Below are 25417 nucleotides of genomic sequence, written 5' to 3' on the forward strand. Positions count from 1 at the left end.
TATCATTGCTTTTTAAAGTATTTTCGGTGAGATTACAGTAACATGATAAAGCTGACTTAAAACCTATTGTCAACCAAACGGTCAATGAAATGAGAATATAAAGCATAAATTTAAAAAAATACTGTATTAATTTTTTTAAACCAAAAAAATCTACTAATTTTATAGAGTATTCAGAATTGCATTATGCAATACCAACCGAGTGCAGACACCGCGGTGGTAAATTAATACGGGTTTTCGACCAAAATAAACGTTTGATGACGCTTATTTCCCCACAAATCTGGATACAGTTTATGGTTTAATCTTTTAAATTTTTAGATTGTATGGCTACAACAGCAAACCTTTATCAGCATTTACTTGAAAAGTTCAGTTATTATTCCCTGGACGAACTCATACAGCTCAACAATGATGTGGTTGTGGGGCAAGGTTGGGGTTCATCTAAAGCTGCCTTTCGGACTGCTTTACTCAGTACATTTTCCAAACGGGGTTTGGACCTTTCTAATATTGTCACCAAAGAAGACGGTTTTACGTCAATCAAACATGTTCCTGTACGTCTGGAACAAAATGTGCTGATTCCTTTACAATGAGAATACCAGCATATGAAAAAGCTATTTCAAAAGATGTGAAAACAGCTATAATATCTTTATAGCACTTTTGACCAACAAAAAAAGGTAGGCCTAGCCTACCCTTTTGTCAACGAGTGATGATACTTTAAGGTATGATTGAGCGAATGAGCAGTCTGTCGGGCATCGTCCTTATAGGACGATAGATCCTGACAATCACGGATATTTGCCACATCCACTTTCTTTCTTACTTTGCTGATGACCTGATTTAACTCGGCTTTCCAGTTACCGGGATCACCAAAATCGTCCATCCAATTTTTGTTGATAAACTTTTTGTAGTTCAAAAGCAAAATATACAATTCCTCACCACTTCCGGCGCAATTGATTGACGTACGCCAGTTCTCTAATTTTTCTTTAAAACTCATAACCAGCAATATACAAAAAATATATTACAATACCAAATAATCGAGCTGTACTGGGACATTTCAAGCCTATAATCTATGTCTGGAACACCTAAACCAAGCTTATTCGACGATAATGTGAATACCGACCATTTTGGCTTTATATTTAATTTTTTCAATTAACCCATAGTAGCTCCAGTTGCGCAACAAGAATTGATCTTCTTTTGCCATTTCTTCCTTACTGGATTGATTAACCAGTAAGAGGGTACCCGCTTGAGCTTTGACACATAGCTCAATTAATTTTCGACTATACAAATGAAGTTTTGTATCTACATAGTTTTTCTCCTTTTTGTTATAGTGTTCTAAACTTTTCATCTTCCGTTTCCTACCTCTCCCGCCCTTATTAAAGGCAGCCGCTTTTTGCAGTCGGTGTCTTGCGGCCTGAATGGCCATACGACGATAGGTAAACTCTTCCTTATTTCCAATCTGAAAAGAATCTTTACCGATGACCACGGAGATAGGATGTTCGATAGATAGTGAAGCCTCAGCGATAATATTATCTTTTAGTTCCTGAATTTTCTTGGGAAGCTCGAGCGCCAGAAGCAAAAAAATTTTGCCTTTGACGATCTTGATCGCGCTGCTACAGACCTTGATCTGTCCGACCAGTGCACGCTGGAGCAACACTTTTTTGTCTGACCGATCCTTACCCAGGTAGGTGCGAAACGGTATTTTGAATAATGTGAATCTAAAATCTCGATTATTCTCATCTTTAGTAAAATTAAGCTGTTTGCCGGGAAAGGGAATCGGCATATCCTTTTTATAATTACGAAGTGACTTTTCTCCCTTCCAGTACGCGAGCCGATCGGCCTGAAAATACTTGATCAAGGCCGTGTTTACCTGCGATAAGATTTCTGTTGGGATCCGCCCTTTAAAATAGCTGGACAATACCTTATAGGTACTGTTCATGCGGGAGGTCGTCAATATGCCTTCCGGATCTTTTGCCTGATCGGTTAGTTTTATTTTGGCATCATCATGCAGATAGATCAGATCTTTTAGATTCTCCTGAATATATTGATGCGTGATGACCATATTGGCACCACGGAAGACGATATCCTGCCATTCGAAGAGCTGCTTAAAATATGCTGATCTTTTTTCTTTATCATCGCAATCCACAAATACCTGTATCTTGCGGGTCAATACCATGGTTTCGCTAGCCATATTCATATCATTTGTTTATGCTATTTTCTTTGCTGATTTAATCTTGGCGTGTGCATTGATAAATAAGGTCCGTACCTGCCCTCCATCCAGCTTAAGCGCTTCGGAAATTTTGTCAAAGGAATATTGCAGTTCATAGCGCATACGGAAGACCTCCGCTTCTTCTTCAGTCATTTCGCAGTTCAACTTAAATTCCACAGGCTTGGCGATAAGGTTCATTTTTTCCTCGCTATTCACAATGGAACGCAGGAAATCAATTGTTTTCTCTACCCTTAAACTCACTTCATAGTCTGAAATTCCTCCTATGTAATACGCTATGCGTTCGTAGTTAAAACTATATTTGAGACAAAGGCGGATAAAAAGCTGCTGATCCGTGTGGAGGTTGGGCAGGATGGCATGCAGTTGTTCTAATTTTTTTTTCTTTTCCAGCTCCAACTGTTCGATATAGACAAGGTCTTCCTCCTGCTCTTCCTCCGGTTCATAACTCAGCATAAATTCCTGATAATCCTCGATGCCGTCCAGGCGGAGCAGGCTACGATGAAACCTATTGCGTGATTTTTGGTAAAACGCATGGATTGCGGATTTCACCTGCGATTTTAAGAAGTCGAGCACCTCGGCTTCGGAGTGTATGTTTTCTCGAAACAGCCAGAGCCGCAGGAATGCCTCCTGCGCTATGCTTTCTCCCGCGCAGTCATCATCCGTGGCACGCTGCGCGCGGAAAAAGAAGTAGTCGTAGAACTTTTGATAAAAGAACTTCAGCCCTTTTTCGTTACCCTGACGAAGGCTATTAATTGCGTTTTTAATGTCTTTGTTTAGTCGAATTACGTTCATAATCAGTTATAAGGTTAGCAATACATCACTCACTTATGACCGCTCCAGCGCGTTTGTTGGATTTTTTTGCACCAGAGCCTGGCTAAGTATACTGGTTATGTTCTTATAAAACGTATTGGTATTGAATGGAAGACCAGCTACTGCCCTTGGACCTAATGGTTATCAGCAGTGGCCTACTTGGACACCAAACTGAACAATTATAGTTCTCCCGAAATCGCTTTTAAGTTAGTTGCATATCCCCAAATTTTGTGATTATCTACAGCCGTTGGTACCGAGTTTGTTTTTTGTTCAGTTGTGTATACCCTATATTTTGTGATTACAAACAGGTGTCCAGGTAAATCGCTAGGAGTTCGACCAGTTGTGTATACCCTACATTTTGTGATTACCAACAGGTGTTGTTTAAAGAATTAAATGCTAATTTGTTGTGTATACCCACATTTTGTGATTACTAACAGGTGATCTAATTTTTTTCTAAAACAAAGATACGTTTTGTCTACCCGACAATACTGATTACCAAAAGGATACAACCTATCAATACCCGATCATCAACAACGACGATAGGTCGAAGGTACAACGCCACACAAGCATCTCAATTTCTTTATTTTATAAAGGGTATTTAGTGAGTCGTCTTTACGCTCACCCTACGGCATCACAAGATGCCTCAGTATATCATTTTTGAAAATTCTCTCACTTCTTTTCAAAACGCTGGATCGATAGAAAACATACCTATTTTACCACTAGTTTTATGATTACCGAAGAGCTGCGCCTTAAGACAGCTTAAGGTGGTACCGTTATGTATACCCTATATTTTGTGATCATCTACAGCCAAAGGACTCTTCATTTGTGTAGCAGACAGGTTGTGTATACCCTACATTTTGTGATTACCAACAGGCCTACAGAGCAATCGCGGCGATGGACTTTCGTTGTGTATACCCTATATTTTGTGATCATCTACAGCATAAAGGAATTTAGAAAAGCTATAGACTCGTTGTGTATACCCTTCATCTTGGGACCATCAACAGGGTCACACCTCCTAAAAAACTGATCATCAACAACGACGATAGGTCGAAGGTAAAACGCCACACAAGCATCTGAATTTCTTTATTTTATAAAGGGTATTTAGTGAGTCGCCTTTTACGCTCACCCTACGGCATCACAAGATACCTCCATATAGTATTCAATACCAATAAGTCAAAGAACGTTTATATCAGCCAAAAAAATCACTTCTTTTTTGCGCAAATAAATCCTAGCTCCGCCAAGGAGTCAGTTACTCATTCCAACGAATTATTTATTTAAAATCCTGTGCTTTGAATGGTAAATACAAGGCTAAATAGTTGTCACTAACACAGGATGCGAGATACAGGTCTATAAAATTTATCCAATTTTATTCTGGTGACCTGACAATATTTTTAATACGTAATTTTCTCATTTAATAAATTTTGCTTCCGATACAACGCCAAAGATGCAAGTAAATCAATGTCGCTACAGCGGCTCATATTTAGTTATCGGCTATCTTTGAAACAAAGATAAAAAACTAAAATTATTTGCGCAAATAAAAACACAAATATTTTTATTCATTATATACGCAAATAAATTCTCCTTTTGTATATGGCAGAGATCAATGAACAAATACTTAAGGAAATAGGTGAGCAGTTGCGTAAACAACGCGAGAAATTATATTATTCGCTGAAAGATATCGCTAATATGACAGGATTAACGACCAATACTATAGCTGCTATTGAGCGTGGTAAGGGGGCTTCGCTCAACAATTTTATTCTCATCTGCCGAGCATTGCAAGTACAACCGCAGGCCGTATTCAACAATCCCATACCGCTAACCCCACCCTTTAGTATACCGCCTGAATCCAAACGACGAATTGCGCTGACCAAAGAACTGGACGAACTGGTTTACCATTCCGATTTTTTTGAAACGCCAAGGCGTGTTTCGGATGTGATCCAGCACATGGAAGCAGATAAGGATCAAAGTAATCGCTTCTCTGTTTACCTCGGCAGTTATTGCCAAGAAGGAACGCTTGAATATGAAAAACTTGGTAATTACAAGGTATATCGAAAGAAAAAATAGCTTTTGAAATGCTGCCCGCGGCAATCATCGGTGGGAACACACAACAAAGGACAACACTTCGAGATGTTGTCTTTTGTTGTGTGTATTCTTGTGAATAATAAAGCCCATCACACTGCGGCTAATGCGCAGAAATAGGGTGGCAACACAAATAGCGATGCTATTTTAAGGTGACGTCCAGATACACCGAATGCCGTCCATAGGTATCATAAAAGGGCTTAAAGTGAACGCCGTCGATCGTAAAGTTCAGCTCCTTAGGGTTTCCTTGAATAGTTTTGCCAAGATCTTCCGCATCTAGAGTGACTTTCCGCCAGTCTTTCCTTGCGGCCGGTTCCTGAGCCGCCAACAATATGGGTCCATAAAACAAGCTTGCAATATTTTGCTGATCCATTACAGGGTCCAGACGAAACTGAAAAGGCATGTGTACGACGATTTCATCACCATCTTTCCAAGTGCGGCTCAATTTGAGGTACGTACCTGGCTGAGCCTTCACATTTTCGGCTTTGCCATTGATCTTGACATCAAACCCCTTGGTCGCCCAGCCCGGTACGCGAACAAAGATGTCAAAATGTCCGTTCCCGTTTATTTTAAGTTTGCTGTGGTCGTCTTTTGGAAAGCTCGTCATCTGCTCAATGGTGACATTACGCGACGTCCAGTTTAAGGTTGATGGGATGAACAAATTGACATAAAGTGCCTTATCATCTTTGCTCCTGTAATAGATGGCAGTCTGAAGTTTCGTACTGCTTTCTATGGCCGTACCATTACAGCAGGTAAACCCCGTCATATCCGGATTGCCAAACTGTTTGACTGAGCCGGGCCGTAGGGGTACGTGATAGGTATTCGCAGGCGTATTCTCGGCTACCGACGCCAGAATATGGTTATACAGTCCGCGCTCATAGTAATCCATATACGCTGCTCGCTGGTCAAAAAGAAACAGATTACCAGTCAATTTCAACATATTATAAGTGGCACAGGTCTCGTTTTGTCCCCCCGCCGCAAAACCGTTTTCATACAGGGTAGCAGGTTCGGCAGTAAACACTTCAGCATTGGCCGGATTGCGGGCTCCCGCCACGCCGCCGATACTATACATATAATCATTGACTGCTTTGTACCAGAAATTGTCCGCCACCTTATAATATTCGGGCATGTTGGATACATCGTACATCACGATACTGCCCACAATCTGGGGTATATGCTGATTGGCATGCAATCCACGGAATGTATCCACATTCTTCGCCAGCCCGTGTGTACGCTGTGCATCGCCAAAAAACACATCGATGTTATCAAACATCTGTGCGGTCTTCAGGTATCTGTCCTGCTTCGTGATACGATATAGATGTGCCATAGTTTCGTTCATACCGCCAAACTCACCTGCAATATAGGTACTCCACATGTTGATCAGCGTATCCTTGGGCAGCCGGCTCAAGCGGACATGCACCCAGTCTGCCATACCTTCGGCAATCTCCAGTGCTTTTTTGTTGCCACTCACTTCGTATACATCCACTAGGCCTGCCAAAATCTTGTGTAAGGTATAGTATGGTGCCCAGATCTGATTTGCCTGTCCACCATATTTAGCCCCTCTTTCGAGCATGATAAACTGGTCAGGAGGATAAGCACTGATGAAACCTTTCCCCCAATTCCAATAATCTGTCCGAATCCCCTGCTCGCTCAGGTCCGAATCATACTCCTGCTTACCGGGCCCCGGTGGTACTTTGGCTGGATCTGAAACGGCAGCAGCCCCGGGTGTTTTAGGTTTGCCGGACAACTGGGAAAGCTCGTACAGTGTATTGACCATGTAGGTCATTTTATCCGCAAACTTCTGCTGGAGCTCCTTATCATAGGCCGTGCCGGCATAAGCCTGGGCGATAGCAGTGAGGTAATGTCCTGTAGCATGCCCGCGGAGCTTGGTATCCTGGCTATCCCACACACCTAAGGGTTTAGCTCCCGCAGGCTGGGCTATACCAAACGCATTGCGGAACATGTAAAGAAAAGAGTTCGGATCGGTTGTTGACAAGGTCCGGATAAACTTATCTCTATTTTCTATAAATTTCGTCTTTTGATTTTGTTCATCCGCTTCCAAAGAGACCTGACTTAAGTCAAAGGGTTCAAGCTTAGCACTTGGTGCTGTCGATTTCTTCGCTCCTCTTACGGTAACAATCGCCTTGGCTTGGAGATCTGTGCCGGGTATACGACCCATCACCGTGTAGCGTCCAGCATCCAATACCGTGCTATTATCGTTTGGCGAAGGCCATAACACACGTACTTTTGGCCCCTTCATTCCATCTTTGTAGGTGCCGTTTACGAAACTTGGCAGCCTCGGCAGCTCACCGATACCAGTCTCGACCTCCACATCCGAAACTGAAAGTAAATAGGCATTGTAAAGCTGTGATTGTGTCAACGGAAAGCTCGGAAGGTCTCCTTCCGTATCCCGTACGTTTACCGCCGTCCGGTTACCCCGCTGGGCACTTTGAAAAATGCCTGCGACCTGATTCTCAGTAAGGGGGACCCTATATATACGAAAGTCGCGTATCATGGCATCCAAATTGGGGTCTCCGGATAGAAGGGACTTTCCAATATATAGCTGCTTTGTCCCGCCAGAAGACGTGCCAAATACATCTATTAGCTCTTTAGGTATATCGTTGCTTTTTCCTACGGGCTTGCCGTCGAGATAAGTGGTCAACGATTGTGAAGGGATATCGACTACAATGGTCAGGTATATCCACTTGTTCAGGTCGATCGCAGCAGAGACGGCAGCTTTTGTATTTGCCCGGCCAGCCGTGATCAGCGCATGATAACCCTTTTGTTCAGTTACTCCCATCGGAGCAACCGAAAAATGACTGTCGGCGTCCTTCCCAAAATCAAAAAAACGCTGATTGATTTTATTTGATCGTAAGAAAATCCACCCAGATATACTTACAGATTCCATGTCGGTCAGCGCATCTCCGGGAATGATCACATAATCATTGTGCTCTCCAGAAAGCGACAGGACCTTTCCGAACCGGCGGTCGTTGACGAATTTCGGTAGAGAACCATGCCTGGCGTGCAGATTATTTCTCGACCAATCTTTTAAGTCTCCTTTAAACAGATACCGTGCAACCATTTCTGTTTCGCCGATGCCGTCCAAAATCTGATCCCCGCTCTGGGCATGGCCAAAAGATAATGCTCCGCACAGGTAACATATCGGGACAATAGTACGTATAAGCAATTTGTATATCTTCATATCGTTATAAAAATTTGTACACATATATAAAACTTGAAAAGTGTAATCGGCCCCCCTCACTGTCCTAATAAAGGTTCCATGCCGGCGGGTTGACACCTAGTAGATGCTTGACAAAAAAATCTCTTCGTTTTTTCTCTCCAAAATCACCGCCAGAAGAATGCCCCATGCCGGGTACCATGATAAACTCATGATCTTTACCGTGCTTGATCAATTGATTGACCAATTGATAAGTTGAAGCTGGATCCACGTTGTCATCAAGTTCGCCCACTATCAACATCAGCTTACCCTCCAGGCGGTATGCGTTTTCGGTATTTGAACACGCAGCATATTCCGGTCCTATCGGCCAGCCCATCCATTGTTCATTCCACCAGATTTTATCCATCCGGTTGTCATGACATCCGCAGGAGGATACCGCAACTTTGTAAAAATCAGGATGAAAGAGCAGTGCTGCCGTCGATGACTGTCCCCCGGCCGATGTGCCATAAATGCCTACCTGTTGTATATCCATATAGGGATATCTGGAAGCTGCAGCCTTTATCCAGGCAATACGGTCCGGAAAGCCGGCATCCTTTAAATTTTTCCAGGCCACATCATGAAAAGCCTTGGATCTGTTGGAAGTTCCCATTCCATCGATCTGCACGACAACAAAGCCCAATTCAGCCAGCTCGTACATTCCCGAAGGGTTTGCAGAAAAACTTTTGGGAACAAATGAACTGTGAGGCCCGGCATAAATGTATTCGATCACAGGATACTTTTTATTTGGATCAAAGTTTCGGGGCCGGACAATAATACCCCAGATATCGGTTTTACCATCCCTCCCCACGGCCGAAAAGACTTCAGGGGCTTTCCAGCCTGTGCTTTCCAGTTCACTAATATCGGTCCTTTCCAATTCCATGAGAATCCGGCCGTCAGCAGCATCACGCAGAACTGACGTAGGCGCTTGGTTTACCGTCGAATACACATCGACAAACAGGCTGTAATCCCCGTTGAAGGTGGCTTGATGGTTTGCCAGCTCGGGCGTTAGCTCTTTAAGACCATTCCCGTCCAGACCGATGGAGTAATAACGAATCAGATAGGGATCTTCACCTTCTTTCATGCCGCTCGCTTCAAAAATTATTTTTCTTTTTGCTTCATCCACATGCACCACTTTGCGTACTACCCATTGTCCTTTGGTGATCTGTTTTTTCAATTTGCCGGTTGTTCCGTCAAAAAGATAAAGATGGTTCCATCCATCGCGTTCGGAGGCCCAGATGATCTCTTTTGTCTCCTGTAAATCATGTCTGTATTTCTTGCTGCTATAATCAATAAAGGTGGGGCTGGTCTCCGAAATCACCACGCTGGTCTTGCCATCCACTGCACTGAGCGCCATAATATCATAACGCTGGTGTCCACGCTGATTATACTCGAAGGTGATACTATTGTTGTCTGGACGCCATGCCAATTCGGATAAAGTAAACTGGTTGGCGACCCTCATCGGATCCACAGGAAATATTTTACCATCTTCCACCCAGATGATCGCTGGATAATATTGCGGCAAAGCGTCACCTGGCTTAACATAGTCCCGTGTCTGCAATTTTGGCTGCAGCTGATCGACAGGAGACGATTCCAGCAGAGTTAACTGTCTTACCTCTGCTTTGCGCACTTTTGAAACGGCAATTTTCTTGGAGTCTGCAGACCATTGGATACGAGCCATGTAATACTCGCCCGGACTGCCGTCAAAAGTAAGCTGCTTCTCTGTCTTTGCGTCCCCTTTTCTACTTACGTAAACATTGCTGTTCTTGATGTAAGCAGTATATACCTTATCGGGAGAATCCACCGCCTCCCCTTTGCTGTCATCACGGCGCATGCCCCAGTAAGATCCACCTCTACGATCAAAATCATTTTCTTTGGCCTTCCCCGTCCGAGTCAGTTTTTGTGCAGATGCATTCCACGTCCAGCTTATGCCCTGCTCCACAAATTCGATTTCATTTGCGTTCAGCACCTTTGTCCCCCTGCCCCAATATCCGCTTAGTCTGACTGCGGAGCCGAGTTCGGCAGTCAGTTGTTTCTCAATCTCGCCAACGTCGGTAGCCTGCTTTTTCTGCGAAACCACGTCGACGATATGCAACATGGACCGTCCACCTTTAGCCGTGGTACGGTAGCTAAAACTCTGCCCTTTCTCAGACCAAAGAATCTGCTGGGGTATGCCATAAATCTTGGCAAACGTCTCCCGTATTTCTTTAGCCCGTTTATAATCCTCCAAAGTCCCCTGAGCCATGATAGCCAATTGGCAGAGCATAAACGATAACACTGCAATTAATTTCAGTTTCATAGTTATTTCTTAGTCGTTACTGTATGTTTGTTTACTTCAATGTTCATTGGAATGGGTTAAATGACTGCTGCGCCTCACTACATAATATAATGGAATTCCCAGCAGGGTAATAATAATCCCCGGCCAGGTAAATTGAGGCTTATAGATCACAAGCAGGACAATAAAAGACAGGCCCATTAGAATGTATAGCGCGGGAATCAGCGGATAACCGAAAGCTTTATAGGGTCTTGGAATGTCCGGTCGCTTTCGGCGAAGCAGAAAAATACCTATTATGCACAGCATATAAAAGATAACGACGACACAAGTGATCATATCCAGCAGATCGCCGTACTTTCCTGTCAGGCACCAAATCGTAGCAACGCCCCCCTGTAGCCACAGTGCATACGCTGGCACTGCCTTATGGTTTAATCGCCCCGTTTTTTTAAAAAACAGACCATCGTTGGCCATGGAATAGTAGACACGGGCACCTGCCAAAATCAGCCCATTGTTGCATCCGAACGTACTGATCATGATCATCACTGCCAGAATACCGATACCTAAAGGACCAAATATCTGCTGTGCCACGACCATGGCTACCCGATCTTTTGGAGCGCTTGCCATGTGTTCCATGGTCAATACTCCTGTGTACATCAGGTTGGTTAAAATATAGATGGTTGTCACGATCACAGTCCCCAGCGCCAGACTTAACCCGATGTTGCGCTGCGGATTTTTTATTTCGCCAGCCACTGCAGACGAAGAATGCCAAGAGTCGCTGCTGAACAGCGCCCCAACTAATGCGGCAGACATCGCTGCAAAGGTCCCAAAAAGGGAGTAACCGGCTGTTGAGCCGTCGGCATTCAACCGATGCAAATCCCAGCGGGTCGCTGCCGACCAGTTCTGATTCCATACATCGGAATCAAAAGCAGCAAACCCGAATAGCACCAGCAGAATTAAGCTTAGTATTTTTATCAGGGTAAGGATGGTCTGTAAAGTTTTACCATTTTGCACACCTCTTGTGTTGATCAATGTGAGCAATAAGATAACGCCTATGGCCAATACCTGAGCCGAGGAGACATGATAGCTGCCTACCTCCAGCAGATACACATCTTCATCCAGCACTGGAAATAGGTAGGCAGTGAACTTTGAAAACGCTACCCCCACAGCTGCAATCGTCGCGGTCTGGATAACCGCGAAAAATGTCCATCCAAACGTGAAACTCACCACAGGTCCGTAAGCTTCCTTCAGATAGACATATTGCCCGCCAGCCTTGGGAAACATCGCACTCAGTTCGCCATAACTCAGCGCAGCAGCCAAAGTCATAAAACCACAGATCAGCCAGACGACCATCAGCCAGCCTGCTGAGCCTGTATTGCGGGCGATATCTGATGATACAATGAAAATCCCCGATCCGATCATGCTTCCAGCCACGAGCATCGTTGCATCCAACAGACCCAGCGATTTTTTAAATTCCTGATTCTCTTTTTTTGTGCTCATCATTCTGATCAATGGTTAATCAAACGTGTAAAACTTCCATACGGCCTGATGCTGAGGATTGAGATCTTGCTCAGTCAGTATCGCCCGCAACATTTCCATCGGCATGTAATTTTCTTTGATTACGCGCTCGTGAAATTGTTTGTAGGACATCTTGCCTCCGCCTACCAATTCGTCGCTGAGCCGCAGCAGCTGTAGCCCTCCTATCATATAAGCCAGCTGATATAAGGGATCATAAGATCCTTCAAAAGATCGTTTGACCTCACCGTGCGCATTTGCAGGTTCGTGCCCCACCTGGTTCACGAGATAATCAATACATTGCTGGGGCGTCCATTCACCGAGATGAAATTTGATACTGAATGTAATACGTGCACAACGGTGCATCCGCCAAAACAGGACACCAATACGCTCCTCAGGCGTTTGGGCAAATCCAAGTCTGTACAACAGCAATTCCCAATACAAGGTCCACCCCTCTGTCCAAAACGGTGTATTGAAGTTCTGCTCCCGGTAGGGTTTATATCTTTTATTCATAAAATACTGCAGATGATGGCCGGGATTAAGTTCATGCTGCACCGTCCCCAAGGAGAAATAAGGATTATTTCCCCGCATGCTCATCATCTTTTGATCGTAGCTCATCGTATTGGTCGGATATGAAATGCTGATCTCACGGCCTCCTGTAAAAAATGGGTTCACCAGTTGCCGCTCCGGAGTCATCATGATCATTCCCCAGGTCTCATCCGCCAGATCCGGAATATCCATCAGCTGATGTTTCTTGATAAATTGTTGAGCTCTGTCGTACAGCGCATTGATCAGATCAGGCTGCTTACCCACCGGCACATAAGCGTTTTTGACTTTTTCCTGCGCTGCTTTCCAGTCATCGCCATACCCCATTTCCCGGGATGCCTTTAATAGCTCCGCCACACACCATTTCCACTCTTTATCTGCAATCTTCAACAAATCTTCCGCATCATAGGCAATCATTTCATCTTTCAGCTTTTTATTGAGCGCGATCTTCCCGATCGGTCTCCCGCCGATATTGCTGCCGTCGTCATACACCTTCCAGTTACTTTTGGCGTTGAGGGCCTCTTGGTAGCTAGCCAAGGCTTCATGAAGTCCTTCATAAGATTTGGGAACCCACCAGGTAAACATTGGATCATAGCCATTATAGAAATCAAATGAGCTCTGCAAACGGGTTTGCAGGGACTCGATCATACCGGTCAGATAACGTACATCATCCGCATCAATCGCCGGCTTCTGTGACAGCTTTTGTCTCTCCTGCTGTACGGATCCACGGACCTGCTCAAACATTGCGGCGATCGCTCTCCCCTCAACAGAAGTACCGCGCCTGCGCTTTTGTTCGAACCCGAAAATGCTGTCCGCAAACGGGAGGTAAGATTTGAGTTTCTTGTAGCGCTCCATCTCCTCTTTTAGTTCTTCCTGATGACGAAGAATCTTCCGGTTTAAGAGGATATAGTCCACCTGCCCATTGGTATTTAACCGTTTATAATCAAATGCTTTTAATCTGGCCAGATAAGCATTGTCGAGACGGATTAATCGTTCCATCTGCTCGGGAGAGGGACTCACAGACTGAGATCGCCAGCCCTTTGGCATCGGACCATAAAAGTAGTTCACTGCCTCCAGGTCATTCTGATACTCTATGATAAGGGGTTCCACCGGAGTGGTGTGCTGATACAAATCCATATGTTGCGCATTCACTGTAGCCGGAAATACCATACAAAGTATGATCATACCTATACATGGCTTTCGTTTAAGGTCGGGTTTTATCATCATTTAAGTTTATGTCAAGCGTTATTGAAATCTATCAGGGCTAAAAGCAGATACATCTGTTTCGGTGGTCCGCCCCGAAAGTATGGCTGCCACTGCGTTACCGAAAGCAGGGCCCAAACTCAGGCCCATCATACCACCGCCGCCGGCAATACTGACATTGCTGTATCTGGATGCACGCCCCAAATAAGGCAATCCATCGGGGGAGCAGGGCCTATAGCCATACCAGATATCTTGCGGGTAATTCACCTTCAGATCGGGAAAGTACTTTGGAATAGCTTCGACAATCCCCTTCACCCGATTTGGGTAGATCTTATTATTGGCTGGCCCAAGCTCCATGGTTCCACTAAAACGGATCTGGTTATTCATCGGCGTCACTGCCACCCGGGCCTCTAGCAATAATGCGGCATGTATCAGGGAAGTACCTTCCTCGGGACTATGCATAAATGAATATCCCTTACCGGGCATTAGTGGCAATTTTAAATTCAGCTTCGAAGCCAAGGCCGGTAAGGCGGCTCCCCCAGCAAGAACAATTTCATCGGCTTCAAAATTGCCTTTGTCAGTGACGACGCTAAGCACCTTTTTGCTGGCAGTTCGGAATCCATTGACTTCCGTTTCGTAGTGGAATTTCACACCCTGTGCATGGAGATATTGGGTCAGTTCCTTCATGAGTTTCGGTGGATACATGATTCCGTCGCATTTGTAGAGGATACCACCACGTGTCTCTATTCTGAGATGCGGTTCTAACGCCTGAATGCCGGCCGCATCATATATTTCGACCGCCAGCCCAAGCTTTTTCGCTTTCTCTGCCAGTTCAGCTTCTTCGTGTTCGACATGCTCTGATTTATAAAGCATCATAATTCCGTTTTGACGAAGTTCAAAATCAAACTGCTCATCCGCTTTCCACTGATCGTACAACCTGCTGCTAGCCAGATTTAAATCCCGGATAGCTTCGGCATTCCGGCTGACATGCTGTTCATTGGCATGCTTCAGGAATTTCAGTCCCCAATCGATCAGTGACAGATTGAGTGTAGGGCGCACATAGAATGGACTCTTGCTGTCCAACATCCACTTGATCCCCTGCGCGACAATACCCGGTGCCGCAAGCGGAGTAAAATGACTCGGCACGATCATTCCGGCATTGCCATAAGAACAATTGTCCAGACCGCTTCCTTTATCCAGAACAATAACTTCCCAGCCGTCTTTTACCAAATAATAGGCCGTGGACAGCCCCGCAATACCTGCTCCGATAATCGCTACCTTTCCTTTATGATGTGTTGACACTTTCTTACTGTTTAATGTGTAAATTACAGAACCTGAAACCCTTCTTTATAAGGATCCTCATCATCGATAATGATATGATTGTAGCCTGTTATTCTTGCCCAGCCTTCTACAGAAGGAATAATGGCAGCTTGCCCGTTCATATCGGTTTCCTCTTCTATACGGCCGACAAACTGCGATCCGATATAACTTTCATGGACAAATTCTTCTCCCCGCTTCAGTTTGCCTTTGGCATACCACTGGGCCATTCGGGCTGAAGTACCTGTCCCGCAAGGTGATCTGTCCAGCGCATTCTCGCCGACTAATACGGCATTTCGACCCGCAGAATTCGCCTTGACCGGTTTACCGGTCCATTGGATATGGCTCAGCCCATAGATATTTTCATCTTCGGGATGCACAAACTCATACTTTTCATTCAGCAGGCGCCGGATTATTTTACCGTAATGGATCAGCTGGCTAGCTGAAAAATCGCTGATATCTTTAAAATTGTTTTGGGGATCGATAATCGCGTAAAAGTTTCCTCCATAGGCAACGTCGGCCACGATCTCACCGAGATCTGGGCATGTCACGGCAAGTCCTTCTTTGTATAGGAAAGATTTGACATTTGTCAGCTTTACAGTCTTTACTTTTGCACCCTCCTGCACATAATCGATCAGGATTAGCCCTGCAGGAGTTTCCAGACGGAGCTTGCCCGGTGTTTTGGGCTGAATAAGCCCCTCTTCTATGGCGATGGTCACAGTACCTATCGTACCGTGACCGCACATGGGAAGGCAGCCGCTGGTTTCGATATAAAGTACGCCCGTATCGTTTCGCGGATCAACCGGTGGATATAGGATACTGCCGCTCATCATATCATGCCCTCGCGGTTCAAACATGAGGCCCTTACGGATCCAGTCGTACTCCTCCATAAAGTGGAGCCGACGTGCCATCATCGAATCGCCGTTGAGGAGAGGAGCGCCGCCAGCGACCAATCTTACCGGACAACCGCAGGTGTGCGAATCGATACAAAAAAATGTCTTCTTCATATAGAGTTAACTTGTTATTCTATTATTTGTGGCTCACTTTCTCAGCACTGGCCACTCCGTCAACTATCCGGTGGATAGCTAAGGGATTGCCATTTTTCAGCTCTGCGGGCAAAAACTCGTCGGGCCAGTTCTGAAAAGCCAATGGCCGTACAAAGCGCTTCACCGCATCCGGACCTACTGAGGTAAACCGCGGATCGGTAGAAGCAGGGAAAGGTCCTCCATGCTGCATGGCATACACCACTTCTACCCCCGTAGGCATTCCATTGAACAGCAGACGGCCAGCTTTATCTTTGACTACATCGATGACCGTCTGATGCTCCCGTACATCCTCGCTGGTGGCTGCAACGGTGATGGTAAGCTGCCCTTTCAGCTGTTTGGCCACATCCAGGACCTGTGTGTAATTATCAGCTTCTATCAGCAGTCCGAACGGGCCAAAAACCTCCTCACTCAGCACATCATTTTTCAGAAAGCTGTCCGCTGAGGTTGCCATTATCCGCGGCCGGCCTTGTCCTTCTTGTGCAGCAGTCTGCGATTCCGCAATGAAAGCAACCGACGGCTGATTACTCAATAGGTTTTTATTTTTTTCAAAATGGCTATAGATTCCCTTATTTAACATCATTGCCGGAGCTATTCCACTGATTTCTTCTGCCAGCGCACGCTTAAAGCGTTCGAAAGCAGCTCCCTTTACCGCCACAAAGATCCCCGGGTTGGTGCAGAATTGTCCTACGCCCAAGGTTAGCGAAGCCGCATATTCTTTGGCCAGGGCCTCTGCACGTTGATCAAGGATCTGTGAAAAGGCAAAAACCGGATTAACACTTCCCATTTCTGCAAATACCGGAATAGGCTGCTCCCGTTGATTGGCAATATCAAAAAGTGCCTTCCCTCCCCAGTACGAGCCCGTGAAACCTACGGCTTTCACCATCGGATGCGCCGTGAGGTAAGCGCCTATCTTTATATCTGTTCCTTCCACATGATCACCCAGAACATGGCTAAAAGTACCATGAGGCCACCCAAATTGGGATACCACATCCGTAATCGCATCTGCCATGATTGTGGAGGTCCGGCTATGGCCGGCATGCCCCTTCACAATGACAGGACAGCCCGCTCCTATGGCGCTCGCCGTATCGCCGCCAGCCGTAGAAAAAGCAAACGGAAAGTTACTGGCCCCAAATACCAATACGGGTCCGATACCCACATTATATTTTCTGATGTCACCCTTTCCCTTTTCGGTGTCGGGCAGATCGATACGAGCTTCGGCATAGAGCCCTGAGGCCACAGCTCTCGCGTAACTGCGCCACTGATGCACCGTCCGCGCCTTTTCACCCGTGAGTCTTGGCAGAGGTAATGCCGTCTCCTGATGGGCAGTTTCCAGCAATTCGGCGCCCAGTGCCTCGATCTTATCGGCTACAGCAAACATAAATTCCGCACGTTGAGCGATGGTAGTAGACTTTAAAAATTGAAAGGCTTCGGCAGCTAACTGAGCATATCCATCTAAGGTTATCTTTGGTTGATCCATTTTATAAGTAGTTTATCATTGTTATATGAATTGTAGGCGAATGGTATACACCGGTCGCCTACTTTTATTAAATATTATAACGAGATACCATTTAATTCAATGTTGGGCGACTGGCGATACCATCGGCAATAACCTTATTGATACGATCAGCTTCTTCACCCACCAGAGGCAAACGTGGAGCGCGCAGATGCGGTGTACCAATTCCCTCAGCTGTGGCGGCCAGCTTGATATATTGAATCAGCTTCGGATGAATATCAAGTTCCAGCAAAGGCATAAACCAGCGATAGATTTCTAGCGCTTTCTCAAATTCACCATTCAATGCCAGCTTATACATAGCGACGGTCTCCCGTGGAAATGCATCAACCAGGCCAAATACCCAGCCATCCGCTCCTAAGGCCAAGGACTCCAGGGAGATGGTGTCCACACCGCCCAGAATTTTAAAACGGTCACCAAATCTGTTCTTCATTCTGGTGATGTTGGTCAGATCCCGGGTGGATTCCTTGACCGCCTGAATCGTCGGACAATCCTGTAATTCGCCAAACATATCCAGAGAAACCAATACCGGATAATCGATAGGGTTGTTGTAAATCAGGATAGGCAGATCTGTTGCTTGCGCCACCGCCTTAAAGTAGGTGACTACTTCGCGATCATCAGCTTTATACCGCATAGGAGGCAGGAGCATCAGCCCATCCGCCCCTAATTCCTTCGCTTTCCGTGCAAAGTTGACCGCGTTTTTAGTTGTATTCTCTGCAATATTCAGCACAACCGGAACACGACCGGCCACAAGCTGACGGGCAAAAGTCAGCAATTCAAATTTCTCTTCCGTATCCAGCACTGCAGCATCGCCCAATGATCCTGCTATAATGATTCCATGCACGCCAGCGGCGATCTGAGCCTCGGTGTTCTTTGTAAACATGTCATAATCAATTTCCCCATTTTCTTTAAACGGTGTCAATACTGCAGGATAAACCCCCGTCCATTTTAATTCAGCCATAGTCTTTTTTCTTATTTACTTAAATTATGTTCAATTACTTCATCAAAGAAAATAACTAACCGGGAACATAACTAACCGAGTTTTGATCATTCCTTATTGAATATTGACATCTCGGCATTTATGCCGAACATTTATGAACGAGTAACCCTATTAGAAAACAACATTTCAATTGTTTGTCACATCAGCGATAAGCTTGTTGCTTTGAACAAGGTCCTCAGGATGGCCGGAAACTGTATCTGCGGGTTGACTTTATCCTAAGTTTACAATAAGTGTTCTTTATACATTAAATTTATGTTTTCGAATACTGCCAACCAAATTTTCTTCAAAATATGCTAAAAAAGGAATAGTGTATGTTAAATTCCAAGCATAAAAAAAGCTTGCAATAACACATATTTGTACTTATTGAAGGTGCTCAACCCACCAAATCTTGGACTGATAAATCTAACGGAATGAATATCAAAAAAAATTACTTTCTGCTTTCTACCTTTTTATATCTATGTGTTAGCCCGGGACTATTTGCCCAACAGAACGAACATCCGGTATGGCAGGCGGTTCAAAAGCAGACTGCTACATTAGGAATCGATAAAGGATATAGGAGTTTTCAACTACAGAAGCTCAAAATCAAAATACTCAATTCTTCGCAGACACTATCCTCGCTACAAAAAACAGATGAAGACGATAATTTCGACTACACTCCTGCCGGAATGTTGAACAGGCGCGACCGCAACAATTTTTTCCATTTTGGTGATATCAACCTCCGCATCCGAAAAAAAGGTGAAGCATCGTGGTCAACTTATTCCTCGGCCAGAGAACGTATGGCAGTGACCAGACTCGACGCTTCCCTGCCCACCTTGGCCGCTGCCGACATGGGCCCCACATTGGGAGGCATCCCTCTACGGGTGACCCGCAGCTGGAAGAATGTTGACGGCGACCTGATACTGAGTTTTGAGATCAGTAATCCCACAGCACAAACCATAGAGATCGGATCACTCGGCATCCCCTTGCCCTTCAATAATAATATGGATGCAAAAAACCTCGACCAGGCCCATGCCGAAAATGTATTTTTCGATCCCTATATAGGTAAAGATGCAGGGTATCTGCAGGTAAATCACCTCCACGGGCTAGGGTCAAGTCTACTCGTGCTTCCCTACGAAAATGCCGCTTTTGAAGCCTATAACCCGTTGAATAGCGATCCGACGCCAAGAAGCATTACATTTGAGGGATTCCATGAATGGATGATCCACACAAAAGCACATACAGAAACAGAATGGAAGGGTGTGGAGCAGTGGAATACAGCGACCTCCACTGTATTAGCGCCTAAAGCCTCGAAAACCTTTTCGTTGCGTTTTGTACTGGCACCCAGCATCAGGGATATTGAGGGCGAACTACTCCGCAACAAGCGCCCCGTGGCGGTGGGTACACCGGGATATGTGGTTCCATTGGATAACCCTGCCAACCTGTTTATAAAGCACAATCAGGCAATAAAAGAGCTGAGCGTTTACCCTGATGCGGCACTCAGCATAAGCAAGCGAAAGCCAACAGCGTCAGGATGGCAGCATTACGAAGTAAAAGGCAATCGCTGGGGACGCGCACGGGTGACCGTAATTTATCAGGATGGTACTCAACAGACGATACATTATAAAGTCATCCAACCCGAAAAAAAGGTGGTCAACAGTCTAGGACATTTCCTGACCACCAGACAATGGTACGAAAATGACAACGATCTTTTCGGTCGTTCGCCCGCGGTGATTTCTTACGATTATGAGGAACAGCGGCAGATCACGCAGGAGCAGCGTGCATGGTACGCTGGGCTAAGCGACGAAGCTGGTGCGGCCAGCTGGCTGGCGGCCATCATGAAACAGATTGTACAGCCCAATCGCGATGAAATTGAGAAATTGAAGCACTTTGTCCACGAGACTATGTATGGCCGTATACAGCATACCTCAGGCGATAAAAAATATGGAGTAGTTAAAAGCCTTTTCTACTACGCACCCGACTCCATGCCTCCGGGCACTTACGATGATCGGATCAACTGGAAGACCTGGTCAGCCTGGTCGAAAAAAGAAGCCGACGATATCGGCCGTTCCTACAACTATCCCCACGTGGCTGCCGCGCATTGGGTTATGTACCGATTAGCACGCAACTACAATAATCTGGTGCAGGAACACACTTGGGATACGTATCTTGACCGAGCCTTTCATACAGCCATAGCAATGGTGGAGAAAGCGCCTCATTACGCGCAGTTTGGCCAGATGGAGGGTAGTATATTCTTGATTATTCTGCAAGATCTACGCCGCGAAGGTCTGACAGACCGTGCAGATCAACTGGAGGCAGCCATGCGGAAGCGAGCCGTGCACTGGAAAGCCCTCAACTATCCTTTCGGCAGTGAGATGCCCTGGGATTCTACCGGTCAGGAAGAGGTGTACTTGTGGTCGCGGTTCTTTGGGTTTGACGACAAAGCACGTGTCACCCTCCAAGCCATTTTAGCTTACATGCCTACAGTGCCTCACTGGGGCTACAATGGTAGCGCCCGTCGCTATTGGGACTTCGTTTATGGAGGAAAGCTATCCCGTATCGAGCGGCAGTTGCATCACTACGGCTCGGCGCTCAATGCCATTCCGGTGCTGACGGCCTTCCGTGATCAGCCCGATGATTTTTACCTCTTGCGGGTGGGCCATGCAGGCATGATGGGTGCTCTGGCCAACGTGACAGAAGATGGCTTCGGTCCCGCTGCATTCCACTCTTATCCGTCCACATTAGCCAATGACGGCATCAGTGGTGACTACGGTACTGGATTTTACGGTTATGCGGTCAACTCGGGGACTTATATTGTTGAACATCCAGAATTTGGCTGGCTGGCATTCAGCGGCAACCTCCGATCCGATAAGAAAACCGTGCAGGTGGAGGTGACCACTGCTTCCCGGGGCCGCATTTTCCTGGCAAAAGAAAAACTTTGGCTTACGACGGACGCCGGCGAGATAGAGCACCTGTCCTATCAGCTTAAAGACAGAAGCGTCACACTTCACTTTGATACAAAAGATCAAGAGCTGAACACCCATGTATTACTAAATATCAATCCAGAGAGCGGATATGAGATCAAGGACATGAGCAGAGATCAATACGGCCGCTACCGGATACCGCGATCAACAATACAGGTGACCTTGACCAGGGCGAAATAATTTCTTTCCGCTACGGATTGTGCACCTGATTATTGCCCCGTTCACTAGCTGCACACACTGGATAGGTAAGCGACAGCATGGATCTGAGCAACTTTCTCAGAGGAGGACTCGTATGCTCATCCATGCCATCAACAGTACGATCGCCGTCCCGATCAAGGTTAACACAGTCGGCTGTTTATACGATCCGACAATGTCCGGTTTATATGCTGCAATTAACATTACCGTGAGAGACACCGGCAAAAAGCAAAGCACTTCCAGCCCTAACCACGCTTTAAAATTTTATAAGTTTAAAATCGTAAGGGAATTACGTGTACCCGATGTGGACACATTTACGATAAATTCAGCCAAGCTAACCGAACGATCTAAAGCCGTTTTCAAAAAATATTACATTTCAATAAAACCAAATAAAGTAAGAAGTAAACCGCACCGAAATACATTTCAGCTTTTGCTATACACAATCTTACTCCTTAATCAAACGAATGCGTTACTGCTGTAAATTCTCGTCGACCAACATCACCTTATTGATCTAAGAAAGTTATCCTTTTAAGTTCAGACCTACCAAAAGCACTTGCTATAAATGGATACATTCAAAATCTAAACACTAGATCCATCCCTAAAATTTGCTTTGCATTTTTTACACTCCTTAACATCGTTCTCTTTATTTCTCCACTCTGCATAAACAATAAGTCCTGTCCATGATAAATTTTAAAATTCTGATATGAATAAATGCCTCCAAGTGACAATCTATTATTTAATCTATGTCTATACTCAAGAGAAATATCCCATCCTATTCCGTGTCCTGAATGTTCGTAACTTTTAGGATGGGAAAATTCCTTTCTTAGATTCCAATTACCAAATGCGTTATATATAATATACTTCGCTCCAAAATTTGTCTGTATATCAGCTTTTTTTGACAGCTTATAAATTAACAAGTATTTTGAACCGAGCGAAGGTATTTTATAAAGATAATACGACTCTAGCCCTTCAATAAAATTTTCATCAGAAAGCGTTAAAGTTCTTTTATTTAGTAAAAAAAACTCTCTTTTATCAAACTCGCCAGTTAATCCCGCAAAAATCGCCAATTTAGAACCAGTAAATAGTCTGTACCCGAAGTTTAGCGCCAAACTGATTCCATCACCTCTAAAATTATCAAATTCCTGATGAGAAATAACTCCCTGTCGGTTATCCTCTCCATAATCAATATCAACAACATTTCCACTTAGAGTTTTATTAAAGATAACTTTTGAGAACAAAAATAATTTCTTGTAAGAGAGCCTATTTCTAAAACCAAAATTAAAAGCATATGTATTTTCCCAAGTCAGTTCGGATAAAACATTGGGGTTTTCTCCATTTTCATTTCCGGAGATAGCATAAGAAAATTTTTCAAGCGATAGTCCTATCATAGGTAAGATATCCCAACTCATTCTATTTTCGATAGTGTCCTGAGATATCATTTTATTAGCATAAGAACTGAAATTTAATAAAGAAATAAAAAAGCAAAAAACTGCCTTTTTCATCATAATTGATAGCCGGCTGCCGTTCTCACCTGAATATATTGATTCAATACAAAATCTAAATCTCCATATTCGTAATATTTACTATCAATGAATCCCTCCATTTTAAAAGAACCTACCCCAGCAGGAACGATTAATGTTTGTTCATATTCGCTTGTTTGCAAAGGATTAGCTTTATTCGACTTGCGCTCTTCAAAATATTTATAATATATTTTAATTGGATACGTTGTTGTTAAAGGGATAGTTTTAGCTGCATCTTGATAAAAGTCAATATACACATCATATATCTTGTCATAACCATCACTAGTAAACACATAGCTCGTGACGACTTCTCTTAAATTAATATAAGGTGCATTCCCATAAATATAATTGATTCCAGCAATATCACCCAAAGAAAAATTACTTCTATTCACTGGCCAGTAATAATTGGGATCAGATTTGCTTTTCAAAACACTACTTCTTGGGTACATCATTATAGAATTAAAATCGAAGGCACCGACATCAAACCCTAAATAATCAGTATCATATTTTTGATAATTTATATTATTTGCAACACTCGGATCAACGCTTAAAAACTGGTCGCGATCAGACCTTGTATGCTCATGAAATAAACCGATAGCATGACCTATCTCGTGCATTACAGTTCCATAGCTCGCAGATTTACTAATATGTATTAATTGTCCTCCCCCGATTCTGCCTAAATTGGATTTACTCACCGAATCATGGTTAACAAATTTGACATAATCAGTATGCCAAGCTTGCTTAGGAACTAATCGAACAGGAGTTTCGGTAGTGTAGTGATTTATTGCCTCACTAATTCTTTGTGCATTATAAAAATTGTTTTCGATTAAATATGGAACTTCACCATTTGTCCATTTACTAACGAGGTTAGTCATAACCGCACTGCGAGGCAAAGTTGAGCCATTCAAACCTTTTAAAGTTAAAAACTGCTTCTTACTAAGCACAATGTCATCTGCTATATAATAATCGCCTCCTTTTTCTAATACCTTAATTTCACTCCCCCCTGGTAAATTAAATTTATGCACTGTAGAATCATTAAGCGACGCTTCTTCATTTAACAATGTGTTTACCTCCCCATCTTTACTACAACTAAACAGCGCTACCATAAGCAACATAAAGGACGAAAGATTTTTAACAACTCTTTTCATATTCATTTTTTTATATTAGATTAATAAAACACTTTTTATGAGCTATATTTTGATATTCAAGTGAATATTAAAAATTCAAAATAAAGCTAGTCAAATATACAAATCGTAACAAAAACTTACCATTAAAAAAAATAAAAATTTATCAAAAAAAACTTTACAAATTAAAAAAAACAAAATCTTATTGCTTATAAATCGATAAATTACAACATAACAACACAAACTATCCTAAAATAAAGATATCTTACACATATTTTCAAACAACACAACCAGTGATCATAACTTTATTGGCCATTTGAAAAGTAGGACAAAACCACAACACAAGGAATCGTTCGCCTAAAAAGGCAGCTACTGCAAATAACAATTCAGTTCCAGAAGGGGGACGGCAGAAAAACTTAACGTGTGAACTAATGACTTTCCGTCAACTACATGCGACAAACCTTTTAGAACGACGAATTTCTTCAATGTAGAACCTAGAAAAAGCCTATAAACCATTCAGAAACAGCAATGTTCATCAACTCCGATTACCAACCAACTATGCCTGTTATGGAAAGAACTTTCAAATGCTACACGCAACTTAATGATATACTAGCGTATCGACCGAGTTCGACCAACTTCACCCGTTCATCGGCTGGCATCGAAAAATTAACTGGGTGTACTCGATAAATTTCTCGATACCAGCCCGAGAGATCGTAAAAATTATAACGAAATTCGTCAGAAGAACGATAGATAAGTCTTATTGTCCTCACTGTTTTAGCCCTAAGATACCGGCGAACTTTAACTGCTATTTCTCAAAAGAAATATTAACAAAAAAGCAACAATATATAAATATCCCGGTAATTCAATTTTTCTATATTTGTTATACGAATT

General features: G+C 44.0%; 16 protein-coding genes and 1 riboswitch. Of the genes, 3 read left to right on the forward strand and 13 right to left on the reverse strand.

Annotated elements, in window-relative coordinates; genetic code table 11:
• Positions 1-161: 161 nt before the first annotated feature.
• A riboswitch (SAM-I-IV-variant riboswitch) is annotated at positions 162-256 on the forward strand.
• Positions 257-320: 64 nt separating this feature from the next.
• On the forward strand, positions 321-584 hold the full coding sequence (locus FGL37_RS01475; protein WP_028070072.1) for a 5-oxoprolinase: 264 nt from the start codon (positions 321-323) through the stop codon (positions 582-584).
• A gap of 95 nt (positions 585-679) precedes the next feature.
• On the opposite strand, the gene FGL37_RS01480 is transcribed toward FGL37_RS01475, so the two are convergent.
• From FGL37_RS01480 to FGL37_RS01490, 3 genes are all read right to left on the reverse strand, one after another.
• The gene (locus FGL37_RS01480; protein ID WP_028070071.1) at positions 680-985 is read right to left on the reverse strand and encodes a hypothetical protein; all 306 of its coding nucleotides are present in this window, start codon (positions 983-985) and stop codon (positions 680-682) included.
• A gap of 99 nt (positions 986-1084) precedes the next feature.
• Positions 1085-2185: a hypothetical protein gene (locus FGL37_RS01485; RefSeq protein ID WP_197734439.1), complete on the reverse strand. Its 1101-nt coding sequence runs from the start codon at positions 2183-2185 to the stop codon at positions 1085-1087.
• Between the two features lie 9 nt (positions 2186-2194).
• Positions 2195-3007, reverse strand: a complete 813-nt coding sequence (locus FGL37_RS01490) for an RNA polymerase sigma factor (RefSeq protein WP_028070069.1) — start codon at positions 3005-3007, stop codon at positions 2195-2197.
• A gap of 1608 nt (positions 3008-4615) precedes the next feature.
• On the opposite strand from FGL37_RS01490, the gene FGL37_RS01495 reads away from it, so the two are divergent.
• Positions 4616-5089: a helix-turn-helix domain-containing protein gene (locus tag FGL37_RS01495; RefSeq protein WP_037533338.1), complete on the forward strand. Its 474-nt coding sequence runs from the start codon at positions 4616-4618 to the stop codon at positions 5087-5089.
• A gap of 157 nt (positions 5090-5246) precedes the next feature.
• Here FGL37_RS01495 and FGL37_RS01500 read toward each other — a convergent pair whose 3' ends face one another.
• The 8 genes from FGL37_RS01500 to FGL37_RS01535 all read right to left on the reverse strand — a co-directional run bounded on the left by FGL37_RS01500 (position 5247) and on the right by FGL37_RS01535 (position 18688).
• Positions 5247-8306, reverse strand: a complete 3060-nt coding sequence (locus FGL37_RS01500; RefSeq protein ID WP_028070068.1) for a beta-L-arabinofuranosidase domain-containing protein — start codon at positions 8304-8306, stop codon at positions 5247-5249.
• 64 nt (positions 8307-8370) lie between these two features.
• Positions 8371-10617 (reverse strand): S9 family peptidase, encoded by a 2247-nt coding sequence (locus FGL37_RS01505; RefSeq protein ID WP_028070067.1) that lies wholly within the window; start codon positions 10615-10617, stop codon positions 8371-8373.
• Between the two features lie 36 nt (positions 10618-10653).
• Positions 10654-12093 (reverse strand): APC family permease, encoded by a 1440-nt coding sequence (locus FGL37_RS01510; protein WP_081817874.1) that lies wholly within the window; start codon positions 12091-12093, stop codon positions 10654-10656.
• Positions 12094-12105: 12 nt separating this feature from the next.
• A complete protein-coding gene (locus tag FGL37_RS01515; RefSeq protein ID WP_197734440.1) occupies positions 12106-13878 on the reverse strand; it encodes a DUF885 family protein in 1773 nt (590 codons plus the stop codon).
• Positions 13879-13896: 18 nt separating this feature from the next.
• Positions 13897-15156, reverse strand: a complete 1260-nt coding sequence (locus FGL37_RS01520; protein WP_028070065.1) for an NAD(P)/FAD-dependent oxidoreductase — start codon at positions 15154-15156, stop codon at positions 13897-13899.
• A 23-nt stretch (positions 15157-15179) separates the two neighbouring features.
• Positions 15180-16178, reverse strand: a complete 999-nt coding sequence (locus FGL37_RS01525; RefSeq protein ID WP_028070064.1) for a 4-hydroxyproline epimerase — start codon at positions 16176-16178, stop codon at positions 15180-15182.
• A gap of 22 nt (positions 16179-16200) precedes the next feature.
• Positions 16201-17694 carry an aldehyde dehydrogenase (NADP(+)) gene (locus FGL37_RS01530; RefSeq protein WP_037533335.1) on the reverse strand — a complete coding sequence of 498 codons (1494 nt, stop codon included), beginning with the start codon at positions 17692-17694 and terminating at the stop codon, positions 16201-16203.
• A gap of 91 nt (positions 17695-17785) precedes the next feature.
• Positions 17786-18688 (reverse strand): dihydrodipicolinate synthase family protein, encoded by a 903-nt coding sequence (locus FGL37_RS01535; protein ID WP_028070062.1) that lies wholly within the window; start codon positions 18686-18688, stop codon positions 17786-17788.
• Positions 18689-19137: 449 nt separating this feature from the next.
• Between FGL37_RS01535 and FGL37_RS01540 the strand changes: the two genes are divergently transcribed.
• On the forward strand, positions 19138-21867 hold the full coding sequence (locus FGL37_RS01540; protein ID WP_028070061.1) for a DUF5695 domain-containing protein: 2730 nt from the start codon (positions 19138-19140) through the stop codon (positions 21865-21867).
• A gap of 587 nt (positions 21868-22454) precedes the next feature.
• Here the strand turns inward: FGL37_RS01540 and FGL37_RS01545 are convergent.
• Both FGL37_RS01545 and FGL37_RS01550 read right to left on the reverse strand, forming a co-directional pair.
• The gene (locus FGL37_RS01545) at positions 22455-23387 is read right to left on the reverse strand and encodes a hypothetical protein (RefSeq protein WP_138096651.1); all 933 of its coding nucleotides are present in this window, start codon (positions 23385-23387) and stop codon (positions 22455-22457) included.
• Positions 23384-24550 (reverse strand): M12 family metallopeptidase, encoded by a 1167-nt coding sequence (locus FGL37_RS01550; protein WP_160169490.1) that lies wholly within the window; start codon positions 24548-24550, stop codon positions 23384-23386. Before FGL37_RS01550 ends, FGL37_RS01545 begins: the two co-directional genes overlap by 4 nt.
• Positions 24551-25417: the final 867 nt, after the last annotated feature.

Source organism: Sphingobacterium thalpophilum (assembly GCF_901482695.1).
GTDB classification, from domain to species: Bacteria; Bacteroidota; Bacteroidia; order Sphingobacteriales; family Sphingobacteriaceae; genus Sphingobacterium; species Sphingobacterium thalpophilum.